Source organism: Streptomyces sp. SudanB182_2057 (assembly GCF_964272715.1).
GTDB lineage: Bacteria > Actinomycetota > Actinomycetes > Streptomycetales > Streptomycetaceae > Streptomyces > Streptomyces rubradiris.
The window spans coordinates 4827969-4840554 of record NZ_OZ186798.1 but is presented as its reverse complement, the minus strand read 5'-3'; the positions used below and the strand labels follow the sequence as shown (position 1 = coordinate 4840554).

Sequence of the window (12586 nt, the reverse complement as noted above, 5' to 3'; positions counted from 1 at the left end):
GAGTGGATACATGAACAAGGCACCGGACTCCGCCGCAGAACCCCGCTGGCTGACCGCCGAGGAACAGCACGTCTGGCGCGCCTACCTGCACGCCACCACCCTCCTGGAGGACCACCTCGACCGGCAGCTCCAGCGTGACGCGGGGATGCCGCACGTCTACTACGGCCTGCTCGTCGGCCTCGCCGAGGCCCCGCGCCGCCGGCTGCGGATGACCGAGCTGGCGATGCAGGCGAAGATCACCCGCTCCCGGCTCTCGCACGCCGTCGCCCGGCTGGAGAAGAACGGCTGGGTCCGCCGGGAGGACTGTCCCGCCGACAAGCGCGGCCAGTTCGCCGTGCTCACCGACGAGGGCGCCGAGGTGCTGCGGCGCACCGCACCCGGCCATGTGACCGCCGTGCGCCAGGCGCTGTTCGACCGGCTGAGCCCGGAACAGCAGAAGGCCCTCGGCGAGATCATGGAGATCGTCGCCGAGGGCCTCCAGCCCAAGGAAGCGGGTGCGGACCTGCCCTGGCTCCGCTAGGTCCTGCCGTCAGACTGCCGGCGACAGGACCTGGCTCCGGGCGGTCAGTGGGCCACCACCGGCACCGGGACCTCGTCCTCGGCGCCCTCGCCGGTCATCACGGTGGTCGTGTTCGGGCGGCCGGCGTTGACGAAGGTGAAGGCGATCAGCGAGGCCAGCGCCAGGATGCCGACGGCGACCCAGATCGCGGCCGTGTAGCCGTGGACCATGCCCTGGAGTCCCACCAGCTGCTGCTGCGGCTTGCCGGTGGCGCCGGCGATGTGGTCCTTGACGTACGAGGTGGTCGCCGAGGAGGCGATCGTGTTCAGCAGGGCGGTGCCGATCGCGCCGCCCACCTGCTGCGAGGTGTTGACCATCGCGGAGGCGACACCGGCGTCCCGGGGCTGGACCCCCTGCGTGGCCAGGGACATCGCCGGCATGAACGCCGTACCCATGCCGAGGCCGAGCAGCAGCATGGCGGGCAGCAGCAGCGCCGGGTACGAGGAGTCGATCTCCAGCTGGGTCAGCAGCAGCATGCCGACGCCGGCGACCAGGAAGCCGGGGCCCATCAGCAGCCGGGCCGGCAGCCGGGTCATCAGCCGGGTGCCGATCTGGGTGGAGCCGGTGATCATGCCGACCACCATCGGCAGGAAGGCGAAACCGGTCTTGACCGGCGAGTAGCCCTTCACGATCTGCAGGTAGTAGGTCAGGAAGAGGAACAGGCCGAACATGCCGATGATCGCGAGACCCAGCGAGAGGTAGATGCCGCCGCGGTTGCGGTCGGTCACCACGCGCAGCGGCAGCAGCGGGGCCTTGACCTTGGTCTCGACCAGCACGAACGCGAGCAGCAGCACGACGGACGCGACGAACATCGCCACGGTCACCGTGTCGCTCCAGCCGTCGGACTCGGCGCGGGTGAAGCCGTAGACGAGCGCGACCAGGCCGAGGGTGGACAGCAGGACACCCGGGATGTCGAGCGGGTTGCGGTTGCGGCCGCCCTCCGGCTCACGGACGACGAAGTAGGCGCCGGCCGCGGCGACCACGGCGAACGGGACGTTCACGAAGAAGGTCCAGCGCCAGTTCAGGTACTCGGTGAGGAAACCGCCGAGGATCAGGCCGACGGCACCGCCGCCGCCCGCGATGGCGCCGTAGATGCCGAACGCCTTGGCGCGCTCCCGGGCATCCGTGAACATCACGGCGAGCAGGGACAGCGCGGCCGGGGCGAGCAGCGCGCCGAAGACACCCTGGAGGGCGCGGGCGCCGAACATCAGCGGGCCGGTGGTGGCGGCGCCGCCGAGCGCGGAGGCGACGGCGAAGCCGGCCAGGCCGAGCACGAAGGTGCGCTTGCGGCCCCACAGGTCGGCGACCCGGCCGCCGAACAGCAGCAGACCGCCGAAGGCGAGCGCGTAGGCCGTGATCACCCACTGCTTGTTGCCGTCGGATATGCCCAGGTCCTCCTGGGCCGCGGGCAGGGCGATGTTCACGATGGTGGCGTCCAGGACGACCATCAGCTGGGCGAGCGCGATGAAGACGAGCGCCTTCCAGCGGTTGGCGTCACCGCTCGGGGCGGCGCGGCCGGCGGCCATGCGGGCTGTTTCGGACATGGGGATACCCACTTCAGGACTTCAAAGCCGTAGAACTCAGGGCTTGGTGACGGACAGCGTGGTGAGGGTCGGCGTGGTGAAAAATGCTGAGAAAACGGAGTAAGGCGGAACGGTGAACAGAAAGGGAACGGCTGTACGAGCCGCCGTACTGTCGGTGGACCGGGCGCGGGAGCTGAACTGATCGGTCAGACGGCGCGCAGCTCCTTGATGCTGAGGGCCTGACCCGGCAGGGCGGAACGGGCGGGCGCCCGCAGGCCGTCGAGGAACAACTGCAGCAGGCGGTGGACGAAGCGGTCGCCGCGCGGACAGTCCGTGCCGGCCGGGGGCCGGCTCAGCTGTCCCGCGCCGATCATCAGATCTCCCACGCCGACGTCCGGCCGGAGCTGCCCGGCCGCCTTGGCCCGGCCCATGAGCTCCTCGATGAGCCGCTCGACGCGCTCACGGGAGGCCACCAGGTCGGGATGGTGCTGGTCGAAGGTGCCGGACACCATGGGGCACAGCGCACCGATCCGCTCGTCGACGGCGGTGTGCACGAAGTGCTCCAGGGCGGCGAAGGCGTCCCCGCTCTCCGCGAGGGCCAGCTCGGCCGCCGCGGCCGTGCGGTCCATGACGGAGCAGACGACCTCGCGCACGAGGGCGTCCCGGTCGGGGAAGTTGCGGTACACCGTGGCGTTGCCGACGCCGGCCCGGCGGGCGATCTCGTCGATCGGCACCTCCGGGCCGTGCTCGACGAGCATCTCCCGGGCGGCGCCGACGATCCGCTCCCGGTTGCGCAGGGCGTCGGCGCGCGGCCGGGTCGCCTTGCGCTCGGCGGGGGCGGTGGCGGCGGACACGGCGTACTCCTTGGTTCGAGGGGGCGATCCGGGGAAGGACTCCCCATTTCGCTCGGACACAGGGCTAAACGGGGAGAGCGTCCCCGGTTATTTCCCGCCCCGCCGAAGAATCGATGTGACCTGGGGCACAATCACCGGCCGCCGGGTTTCACCCGGTCGCGGACCCGGTTTCCCCCCATCGGTCTCCCCCAGCGCGCGCCCGCCGCCCCGCCGCCCCAGGGTGAGCGCAAGGGTGCAGCCGACACACCGGTGGCTGCCGTGGCGCGAAAGGTCCCTGCATGCAGCCGCAGCCGCAGCCCCGCCACCGCATACGCCCGCGCCGGGTGGCCGCCCTGACCCTGGTGAGCGCGCTGACCCTCGCGGTCGGCACCTCGGCCGGGACCGGACACCTGACGGCGCCCACCGCCGCCGGACCCCTCGGACCGGCCCGCTCCTCCGCGCTCCTGCCCTGCATGATCCGTGGCGGTCTGGACGTGCAGATGACCGAGGGCCTGCCCACCCCGCCCGGCTACTCCCGCTCCACCGGCACCGTCCACGCCCTGACCCTGATGGTCGACTTCCCCGACGCGCCCGGCGAGGGCGACGCGATGGACCGCTTCCACGAGTTCTTCCCGCGCACCCAGGACTGGTTCCACACCGCGTCGTACGGCCGCCTCGACTACCGTCCCGAGACCCCCGTCACCACCTGGCTGCGCATGCCGAAGCCCTTCCAGGAGTACGGCATAGAGCGCGGCGCGCCCTTCGACCCCGGCTACCGCAGCCTGGTGCAGGACCTGGTGGCCGCCGCCGACCCGGCCGTGGACTTCCGCGACTACGACCTGCTGAACGTGCTCGTCACCCCGAACGCCGGCCCCTCCGCCCTGGACACCGTGCTGTCCGTGACCTTCGCCGGCAACGACGACGCCCCGGTGGCCGACGGCGTGCGCATCTCCAACGCCTCCTTCGTCTACTCCCGCCAGGACGACGGCTCCGGATCCTACGACCGCACCGGGTACCGGGTGCTGCCGCACGAGAACGGCCACACCTTCGGCCTGCCCGACCTGTACACGCAGGACGGCGGGGGCGCGGTCGGGCACTGGGACATCATGAGCGAGGACTGGGGGGCCAACAACGACCTGCTCGGCTGGCACAAGTGGAAGCTGGGCTGGCTGGACGGCGGGCAGGTCGGCTGCGCGGCGGCACCGGGCAGCGCCGAGTTCACCCTCTCCCCGCTGTACCAGCAGGGCGGCGGCAAGCTGGTCCTCGTCCCCGTCACCGCGCGCACCACCTACGCGCTGGAGGTCCGCGCCCAGGGCGGCAACGACGAGGCGGTGTGCCGTCCCGGCGTGCTCGTCTACCGGATCGACGCGGCGGTGGACACCGGCCGCGGCCCGGTCACCGTCTTCGACAGCCACCGCGGCAGCGGCGGCTGCACCCGCAGCCCCAACGTCCACGCGGAACTCTCCGACGCCCCGTTCGCCCCCGGCGAGACCTTCGAGGACCCGCGGCACGGCATCAGCGTGCGGGTGGTCTCGACCGACACGGAGGGCAATTACCGGGTCCGGGTGAGCCGGGGCGGCGGGGCGGTCCAGGTGGCGGACGAGTCCTGAGGGGGCGCGGTCGGTGCCCGCCCGGTTTACCGTAGGCGTGCCCCGACGCCGTACCGGAGAGACGATGCCCGCGATGACCGCAGTGGATGCCGACGCCCCCACCGGGGACGGGACGCCGGCGGAGGCGGTCGGGCCGCTGATGCGCGGGGTCGGGGTGCTGCGCCGGCTGGCCGAGGCGGGCGGCACGCTCAGCCCGAGCGCGCTGGAGCGGGCCACCGGACTCGCCCGCTCCACGGTGGACCGGATCACCGCGACCCTGGCCCGCATGGACTACGTACGCCTCGACGGCCGGGACGTCGTCCTCACCCCCGGCGTGCTGGAGCTGGGCAACGCCTACCTGGCCGCGCTGCGGCTGCCCGCCCTGCTAGGCGCGCGCGCCGACGCCCTCGCCGACGAGCTGGACGAGTCGGTGTCGCTGGCGGTCGCCGACCGCGACGGCATCCGCTTCATCCACCAGGCCACCCGCCGCCGGGCGCTGTCCGTCAGCTTCCGCATGGGCGACCTGCTGCCGGCCGAACGGACCGCGCCCGGCGCGCTGTTCGCCACGGAGTGGACGGAGCGGGACTGGGCGCACTGGCGGACCCGCCGGGCCGCGGACCCGCGGGACACGGCCTTCCCGGCCGTCCCCCCGCGCCCGGAACCCGCCCCCGGCACGGCCCACGACACCGCCCGTGCCACCGCCGACGCCCTGGACGCGGCCTTCGCGGACCGGGTACGGGCGGCCCGCCGGGACGGCTGGGCCCTGGACGACCAGCTGATCGAGCCGGGCCTGGTCGCGGTGTCCGCCCCGGTGCGCGACCCCCGCACCGGCCGCGTGGCCTGCGTGGCGAGCGTGGTCAGCCACACCAGCCGGCACCCGGCGGCGGAGCTGCCCGCCACCCTGCTGCCCCGGCTGCGTACGGCGGTGGAGGCGATGGAGGCCGACCTGCGGACCGCGCCCCCGCCCGAGCCGGGACCCGCGCCCGCCGGCCTCGCGACCTGGACCACGGCCTCCAAGCAGGAACTGGGCCGGGACTTCGTGGAGTCGCTGGCCCGGGGCCTGACGGTGCTGACCGCGTTCGGCGAGGGCCGCCCGGCGCTGTCCCTGACCGACGTGGCCCGGGCGACCGGCCTGTCCCGGGCGACCGCCCGCCGGGCACTGCTCACCCACGAGCACCTGGGCCTGGTGACCGCCGCCGCGCACGAGGACCGCGCCTTCACCCTCACCCCGCGCGTCCTGGACCTGGGCTTCCCGCCGCTGTCCCGGACGACGCTGCCCCGCCTGGCGGAACCGCATCTGCGGGCGCTGGCGGACCGGGTGGGCGAGCCGGCGGCACTGGCGGTGCTGACCGCCGACGGCACGGAGGTCCAGTACACGGCGGGCGCGGGTACGAGCGGTGTCCTGACCGTGCGCATACCGGTGGGCGCGCGCCTGCCGGCCACCGCGACCTCACTGGGCCGCGTCCTCCTGGCGGACACGCACGGCCCCCGCTCCCCGGAACTGGCCGAGGTCGGAGCGCGGGGGTACGCCCTGGCCGACGAGGAACTGGAGTCGGGCCTGCGCTCGGTCGCCGTACCGGTCCGGGACCGGGCGGGCCGGGCGGTCGCCGCCGTGAACGTGGCCACGCACGCGGCCCGCCGCACCCTGGAGGACTGCGTCCGCCACCTCCTGCCCGCGCTCCGCACGACGGCGGACGACATCCAGCGCGACCTGCACCGGGTGTCCCGCTTCACCGAGGTCCCTACGACCTGACGTTCGCCGCGCGTCTTTCACCGGCGTCTTTCACCGGCGTCTTTCATCGGACCCGGGCCCGCAGGAGCACCCCGAGGGCAGCCACCGGCGACGGACTCACCGAGCCGCGCAGCACCCGCGGGCCACGGGCCCGTACGGCCGCGGCGGTCAGCAACTCCACCTCGACCAGCGCCTCCAGCAACGGCCGGCCGGCCGCCGGGACGAGGCCGGACACCGCCCGGGCCTGCCGCAGGGCGGCCTCCGCCAGCCCGGTCTGCTGCCGGACCAGTTCCCGCATCCCGGGCACCACCCGCCCGGCCGCCAGGTCCTCCCTCCGCACCGAGAAGCGCTCCAGCGTCTCGTCCGGGATCCCCAGCCGGCCCTCGGCCAGGTCCTCGGCGATGTCGTTGACGAAGTCGAGCCGCTGGCTGCCGTCGATGAACGCCCGGCAGGCGGCGCGATAGGGACCGTCCTCGCCGTCCGGGCCCAGCAGACAGGCGACCAGCATGAAGGCGGGCAGGGAGTAGGCGTCCACGTAGGCCTGGTAGTCGTCCTCACCGGCGAACCCGGCGAACTCCAGCTCGGCCGGCGCGGAGACCAGATACTCGTCCAGTGCCGCACGCAGCCGCGGATGAGCGGTGACGGTATGGGCCAGCGCCCGGAGCAGCGGATCATCCCCGCGCCCCGTCTCCAGCACGGCCCGCACCCGCCGCTCCCAGACCGCCCATGCCTCCGCCCGGTGCGCTCGCGACCCGGTGTCCAAGAGGTTGTCCCCGTGGTGCATGAGGGCGGTCGCCACGACCACATGGGGCAGCAGCGCCCCCGGCAGCAACGCCCGGGCCGCCAGATAGGAGGTCCGCCGAAACCGCGCGACCAGCTCCCGCTGGACCCCGTAGTCCCGCCGCAACCCCGGCTCCAGCACACCGGCGGCGTCCAGCCCCCGCTTCCACCCACTCACGGGGCCCCACCCTAACGGCGCCCCCGCCAGGACCCGCCCCCCACTCAACCGCACCCCCGGTACACCGAGCACACCACCCGCTACACTGACGACGGCGACCCGACCCTCACCGGTCGATCACCACCCGGCCTTCGTAGCTCAGGGGATAGAGCACCGCTCTCCTAAAGCGGGTGTCGCAGGTTCGAATCCTGCCGGGGGCACCAGGGCAATGGCCCCGGACCGATCTTGGTTCGGGGCCATTGACATCTACTTCTGACACCAACGCGGGCGGTCAGCCGCGACCGGCGTGTTTCTTCCTGTTCCTCAACGACCGGTCCATGTGGCTCATGCTTCGCAGTTGGGTGTCCTGCATGACGTGCGTTGTACAAGTCCATAGTGATGCTGAGCTGGGAGTAGCCCAAGATCTCCATCACGACACAGGGAGGCCCCGGCCGCCGCGAGGTGGTGTGGTGCCGTAGCGGGTGTCGTGCCGACGTACAGCAGGAAGGCCATCCACGGCTTCGTCTGACGTATTCCGGTTCGGGACGGCTCGACGAGCAGGGTGTCTGTCAGTCCTCCGTGCCACAGCCATGCTATGACAGACGAGCAGAGGCTGTTGCAGGTGCTTCGCACCATGAAGACATTCGAACCCGAGGGTGACTACTACGCCCTCACACTTGGAGCCAATCGACGAGGGCGCCCATTCTGGTCAGCGCAGACTCACTGGGTCGGGTTCTCCGAACGGAACCCGCGCTGGGAAGTGCGAGCCGCCAGCCTCGTTAATCCGCGAGGTATCGCCGAAATCTGGTCCGTGATGGGACAGGACTGGGTCTCCGTGCATGATGACGCCAGCCTGGCGATCTACCTCAGGCTCGGTGGAAATGCTCTGGTCGCCAAGCAAGTTGCTGAAGACCGCTTGCCCGATGTGATCGCACCCTCGGAATGCATGCACGACGGAGCCATCGAAGTGGGCGGATTCGGGTATCTCGGTACTCAGCACCTACCGGATGATGCGGTTGAGCGTCGGGCTCCCAGCAAGAAGCTATGGATGCAAGTCATCAAGCGTGATGGCTTTCGGTGCGTGGTCTGTGGGCGCAGGCCCAGCGATTACACGGACATCGAGCTGCACGTACACCACCTGATCCCCTGGCGGATGGCTGGTCCGACGGCAGAGGAGAATCTCGTCACCCTCTGTAGCACGTGCCACCAGGGCCTCAAGCCAGACTATGAGCCGACCCTGCGCGAGCTCGCGCGGCTACCTGGGCCAGCTTCGAGTTTGGACACGGACAACTCAGAGTTCGACGAGGAAGTAGCCCGCTACCGCAAGTTCGCGCAGGAATTGATCAGTCGCACGCGTGGGTCCGAAGTCTCCCCGCAGGACACACAGTCGTAGTCATCAGCTTCGTCCCTGACAGAAGCGACTGCACAAGCTGGCACCGCCGCATGCCTGCGAGCCCAGCGCAAGGCCCCGCACCAATCAGGTCCGGGGCCTCTGCCAGCAATATCGGTGGTGATTGACGACCGGGGCGTCTCCTGAGCAGGCGGTCCTGTGACTCATGGCTTCGCGCTGGGTGTCCTGGACGACGTGCGTGTACACGTCCATGGTGATGCTGAGCTGGGAGTGGCCCAAGACCTCCATCACGACGCGGGGCGCGACTCCGGCCGCCGTGAGAAGGGTGGCCGTGCCGTACCGGGCATCGTGCAGCCGGATGACGCGGAGGCCGGCGGACTGGGCGACGCGGGTGAAGGCGCCGTAGAGGTTGCGCGGCTCGACCGGGCGGCCTGTCCGGGTGGCCAGGACGTAGTCGGAGTCCTGCCACTTCTCCTCCGCCTTGGCGCGGGCAGCCGCCGAGCGGGCCGAGGAACGCGAGTACTGAACGCCCGCACTCCGTCAGCGTCGCCGGGGGCATCGTGGACGACCAGGGCCGCGCCCTCCTGGTCCAGCGCCGGGACAACGGTCACTGGGAGCCGCCGGGGCGAAAGTCTAGACTGATATCCAGTTTACGTCTCTAGCGTCGGCGCATTGAAGGACCTAAACGGAGAGCATAAGGGTGGCAGTGCAACAAAATTTAAATGTTTGGTATAGGGCAAAGCGTTTCCCGTCAAAAGTGGTGGCACGAGAGACGGATTGCATGACCTTTCCGATAGATGATCTCGCACACGCATTGTTTGTCACAGGGAGAGCACCGGCGGATAGGGCGGCTCATGGCGCAACTTCGCTCTACGAGTGGCTACACCGCGTGGCACTAGCGCCAGCCTATTTGCGGATAGCACCCGGCGGCAGGTTGATGCGCTCCGACCTTGCTCGAGAACTCGACCGGTCTGAGAAAGTCGCGTTGTCTTATACGTTGGGGCAGGCCATGACCGGAATCTTTAGCGAGAGGGTTCTTTCGGTCCGGTTCCTGATGCATGTTGACCGCTACGCCAGCCGCTACAAGCTTGCGTTCGATCAGTCCAGCAAGAGGCGGGCAGACCTATTTGGGCAGAGACTCGACGGCGGCTGGGTAGTGGCGGAATCCAAGGGAAGATCCGGGACTGTGGATTGGAAGCTAGAGCAGACGATGATCGCACAGAAAGGAACCATCAAGTCGATCGGCGGGGTCAAGCCTGACTTCACCTTCGGATGCGCTGCACACTTCCCTAAATTGAATGATAACTCCGAACCTTTGGCGATTCTTGCAATTGATCCGCCGGATTTCGAACCGGAAGCAATCGATTTGAGAGTCACGCCTGACAGATTCATTCAGTGCTATTATGAGCCCTTCCTTATCGCGCTAGAAGAAGTTAGCCATAGGGAAGTTCGCGGCGACTTTATAGTCGCACACTATGATTCCCTGGGGCTTCAGATCGGGTTGCTCCGCTCCGTGCTGGAGCGCATGGAGCGTGCTCGTGACGGATTCACTTCCGGGCTCCATCACGATGTGACCACCCTCCTCAACGAGCAAGTCCCGGCAGAGCGGCCGGCCGGGCAGTTTCTCGATGGCACGTTGGTCAAGTCGAATTGGGATGCGTCCATGAACCAGGACGACTGGAGCGAGGTCTACTACGTCGAAAAGTTCTGACGTGAAACCCGGACCTGTGACGCTGGACGAGGTCGATTCCATTGCCCGAGGAGATGGAACTACCTGTTCTCGGGACACGCATCCGCGGTGATGTCATCGATCACGTTGAGCATAACCGTCAAGTGAGAGTTGGACGGCACGGGCCAGAGACGGCGCTTTTCTGATCACGTCTCCGGCGTCCCGCCGGATGAGATGATCGGTTTAGTGCGCAGCGCATGAGCAGCAGCATTCCGGTTTGTCCTGAGTGCAGACAGCCCATGTACTCAGGTGGTCTCATACTCCTCAAGCGCCAGGACGACGGCAGGCGAACCTGCCGATCGCTGTGGACGTGTGCCAGGGGGGTGTGCCAGCGGCACGTTTAGTGGCGTTGGGTGGATCGGCCGGACGGGCCGTTGGAGATCTACCCCGTGCCTGAACTGTTCCGCTGACTTCCAACACTGACATCAACGACTACACACAGCTGCAGCCTGGCGCCTATGCAGGGGACTCTCGTGCGCGCAGTTGAGCCCAGCCAAGGCCGAAGCGGAGCGAACTCCCGAAGCGGGTGTCGCAGGTTCGAATCCCGCCGGGGCACACGGTCGAACAGGGGTAGGCCCCGGAACTCCCAGTCAGGAGGTCCGGGGTCTTTCTCGTGATTCGGAGAGACGGCAGCCTGACTGCGCACTCGCTACGCGGTCCGGTCTTCAAAAACCTCCCAGGTCAACGCAGAAGTGAGCAACCCGCGCCCTCTGACCTCGCTTGGTTCGCCTCGTTCTCCTCGTCGGCCAGGGCGTCGAGGTCGGTGACAGGAACAACGCCCTCCAGGGTGATGACGAGGCGGGCCGCGAGGGTCCAGCGGAGGCGCGGGGTGTCCGTGAACGGGACTCGGTGCATGCCGTCCCGGTGCTGGGGAGCGGCGGGCAGCCGTTTCAGGGTGAGTGGGTCGTAGAGGTGCCCGGCCACTCCCCAGACCGGCGTGTGCCGTACGAGGGCCGCCGTCCAGCCACGGTGGCGCAGCGGTGGGCAGTGCTCGGCGGCGAGTCGGGCGCACAGCGCGTGCACGGGTGGAGACTCCGTCCGTTCCCCGTTCAGGAGCGGGTGGCCGTCGGCGCCGGCCGCGAGGAAGAGCGTCCGCTCGTCCTCCCGGGTGCCGACCGTTGGCCCGCCGCAGAGCTGGCAGAGCATGCGGTTCATCGCCTGCCGCTGTCGCAGCGCGTGGACGTGGCCGTGCTGCGGCCGGCCCTCCCGCGTGGCCGGCATGCGCATCCAGGACACGTCGAACTGCCGCTCTACGCCGGTCTCGTCCCGGAGACCGAGGAACGTTGCCCGGAAGCGGTGGACCTTGACCAACTCCTGGACCGGGATCTCTTCCTGGGACCAGGCAGTGATGAACGGGACCGGGACGCCGTCCCAGTACCGCACGGGGCGAATGGGGCTGGTGTCGGTCATGGGCGTAGCTCCAGCAGGAGGTCGTGCAGGGCCTGACGGGTGGAACACGGGGTGGTGGGGCCCCTGCACTCGGGGCACCGGGCCGGGTGGTTGTCGCGGGCGGCCCGCACGGCGCTCCTGGTACAGCGCAGGCAGGCGCGGGGGAACCAGCTGAAGCCGTCGACGGTCACGTGCTTGCCGAGGTCGATGGCTGTCTCGATGGTCAACCGTTCGCCACCCCAGACGCACTCGGCGCCCCGCGTCCGGGCGTCGGACAGCAGCTCCAGGCGGGGCAACGGGATGTGTGGCACCAGCGTGGCGGGGACCACCATCAGGCGTGTGCTCGGAGTCGGCGTCTCAGGCACCCTTGGCCACCTTCAAGTCGGCCCAGACGTATTTCTCCCGGGGCAGGCGGGTGCAGCCCCACGCCGTCGTCACGGCCTCCACCAGGGCCAGGCCGCGCCCACCAGTGCCGAGAGGTCTCGCGGACCGGAGAGCGGGCCAAAGCTCAGGACGCTTGTCGACGACGATGACGCGGACCGCGTCCGACGGCACCCGGCGCACAACGACCCGCACACTCGGTGTCTCGGTGTGCCCGAAGGCATTGGTCACCAGCTCGGTCACGACCAGGGCGGCATCGTCCAGCACGCCGACCAGGCCCCAGTCCTTGAGGACATCGGCAACGAAGTGCCTCGCGATCGGCACGGAGGCCGAGTCGCGGCACAGTACGCGGACCTGCGGCAGCTGCTGCCCCCATGCCATGGCCGTCACCACCAGTCCTGCCGGAACGGCGTCACTGGACACGCCCCTCGCTCGCGGGCGTCGTCTTCGGGTCCAGGTGACAACCACACGACACGACAGCCCACACCCGCTGGCCGACGCTTCGCTGGACCCGGCCCACTGCCTTCATCCCCCGCGCGACCGCGCCGCAGTACCAGCAGGCT

The 12586-nt window shown here is 69.7% G+C and carries 11 protein-coding genes, 1 tRNA gene and 2 pseudogenes; 7 read left to right on the top strand and 7 right to left on the bottom strand.

Annotated features, from left to right (window positions below):
* The first annotated feature begins 10 nt into the window (after positions 1–10).
* Complete coding sequence (locus ACSURM_RS21335; protein WP_436957119.1) at positions 11–520, top strand: MarR family winged helix-turn-helix transcriptional regulator; 510 nt, start codon at positions 11–13, stop codon at positions 518–520.
* Positions 521–564: 44 nt separating this feature from the next.
* On the opposite strand, the gene ACSURM_RS21330 is transcribed toward ACSURM_RS21335, so the two are convergent.
* Together ACSURM_RS21330 and ACSURM_RS21325 are read right to left on the bottom strand one after the other, a co-directional pair.
* On the bottom strand, positions 565–2103 hold the full coding sequence (locus tag ACSURM_RS21330) for an MFS transporter (RefSeq protein WP_436957117.1): 1539 nt from the start codon (positions 2101–2103) through the stop codon (positions 565–567).
* Between the two features lie 185 nt (positions 2104–2288).
* Positions 2289–2936, bottom strand: coding sequence for a TetR/AcrR family transcriptional regulator (locus tag ACSURM_RS21325; protein ID WP_436957115.1), 648 nt, complete (start codon positions 2934–2936; stop codon positions 2289–2291).
* Between the two features lie 278 nt (positions 2937–3214).
* Between ACSURM_RS21325 and ACSURM_RS21320 the strand changes: the two genes are divergently transcribed.
* Together ACSURM_RS21320 and ACSURM_RS21315 are read left to right on the top strand one after the other, a co-directional pair.
* Positions 3215–4525 carry a M6 family metalloprotease domain-containing protein gene (locus ACSURM_RS21320; RefSeq protein ID WP_436957114.1) on the top strand — a complete coding sequence of 437 codons (1311 nt, stop codon included), beginning with the start codon at positions 3215–3217 and terminating at the stop codon, positions 4523–4525.
* Positions 4526–4589: 64 nt separating this feature from the next.
* Positions 4590–6257: an IclR family transcriptional regulator domain-containing protein gene (locus tag ACSURM_RS21315; RefSeq protein WP_436957112.1), complete on the top strand. Its 1668-nt coding sequence runs from the start codon at positions 4590–4592 to the stop codon at positions 6255–6257.
* A gap of 43 nt (positions 6258–6300) precedes the next feature.
* On the opposite strand, the gene ACSURM_RS21310 is transcribed toward ACSURM_RS21315, so the two are convergent.
* The gene (locus ACSURM_RS21310; protein WP_436957110.1) at positions 6301–7194 is read right to left on the bottom strand and encodes a phytoene/squalene synthase family protein; all 894 of its coding nucleotides are present in this window, start codon (positions 7192–7194) and stop codon (positions 6301–6303) included.
* Positions 7195–7321: 127 nt separating this feature from the next.
* Here ACSURM_RS21310 and ACSURM_RS21305 point away from each other — a divergent pair.
* Together ACSURM_RS21305 and ACSURM_RS21300 are read left to right on the top strand one after the other, a co-directional pair.
* Positions 7322–7397 (top strand) — tRNA-Arg (locus ACSURM_RS21305).
* A 371-nt stretch (positions 7398–7768) separates the two neighbouring features.
* Positions 7769–8566: an HNH endonuclease gene (locus ACSURM_RS21300; protein WP_436957109.1), complete on the top strand. Its 798-nt coding sequence runs from the start codon at positions 7769–7771 to the stop codon at positions 8564–8566.
* A 124-nt stretch (positions 8567–8690) separates the two neighbouring features.
* Here ACSURM_RS21300 and ACSURM_RS21295 read toward each other — a convergent pair.
* Positions 8691–9028, bottom strand: a pseudogene (locus ACSURM_RS21295) (tyrosine-type recombinase/integrase); the annotation flags it as partial.
* On the opposite strand from ACSURM_RS21295, the pseudogene ACSURM_RS21290 reads away from it, so the two are divergent.
* Positions 8956–9150: pseudogene (locus ACSURM_RS21290) on the top strand (hypothetical protein); the annotation flags it as partial. The pseudogenes ACSURM_RS21295 and ACSURM_RS21290 overlap by 73 nt on opposite strands.
* 74 nt (positions 9151–9224) lie before the next feature.
* Positions 9225–10235: a hypothetical protein gene (locus tag ACSURM_RS21285; protein ID WP_436957107.1), complete on the top strand. Its 1011-nt coding sequence runs from the start codon at positions 9225–9227 to the stop codon at positions 10233–10235.
* A gap of 699 nt (positions 10236–10934) precedes the next feature.
* Here ACSURM_RS21285 and ACSURM_RS21280 read toward each other — a convergent pair.
* The 3 genes from ACSURM_RS21280 to ACSURM_RS21270 are packed head-to-tail and all read right to left on the bottom strand — an operon-like array spanning position 10935 to position 12446.
* The gene (locus ACSURM_RS21280) at positions 10935–11663 is read right to left on the bottom strand and encodes a hypothetical protein (protein WP_436957105.1); all 729 of its coding nucleotides are present in this window, start codon (positions 11661–11663) and stop codon (positions 10935–10937) included.
* Positions 11660–12007: a hypothetical protein gene (locus ACSURM_RS21275; protein WP_436957104.1), complete on the bottom strand. Its 348-nt coding sequence runs from the start codon at positions 12005–12007 to the stop codon at positions 11660–11662. The genes ACSURM_RS21280 and ACSURM_RS21275 overlap by 4 nt, the downstream gene beginning before the upstream one ends.
* The gene (locus ACSURM_RS21270; RefSeq protein ID WP_436957102.1) at positions 12000–12446 is read right to left on the bottom strand and encodes an ATP-binding protein; all 447 of its coding nucleotides are present in this window, start codon (positions 12444–12446) and stop codon (positions 12000–12002) included. Before ACSURM_RS21270 ends, ACSURM_RS21275 begins: the two co-directional genes overlap by 8 nt.
* Positions 12447–12586: the final 140 nt, after the last annotated feature.

Bases quoted from the DNA above. Each gene is read 5' to 3' on its own strand.
- ACSURM_RS21335 (WP_436957119.1), top strand. From the start codon at position 11: ATGAACAAGGCACCGGACTCCGCCGCAGAACCCCGCTGGCTGACCGCC.
- ACSURM_RS21330 (WP_436957117.1), bottom strand. From the start codon at position 2,103: ATGTCCGAAACAGCCCGCATGGCCGCCGGCCGCGCCGCCCCGAGCGGT.
- ACSURM_RS21320 (WP_436957114.1), top strand. From the start codon at position 3,215: ATGCAGCCGCAGCCGCAGCCCCGCCACCGCATACGCCCGCGCCGGGTG.
- ACSURM_RS21315 (WP_436957112.1), top strand. From the start codon at position 4,590: ATGCCCGCGATGACCGCAGTGGATGCCGACGCCCCCACCGGGGACGGG.
- ACSURM_RS21300 (WP_436957109.1), top strand. From the start codon at position 7,769: ATGACAGACGAGCAGAGGCTGTTGCAGGTGCTTCGCACCATGAAGACA.
- ACSURM_RS21280 (WP_436957105.1), bottom strand. From the start codon at position 11,663: ATGACCGACACCAGCCCCATTCGCCCCGTGCGGTACTGGGACGGCGTC.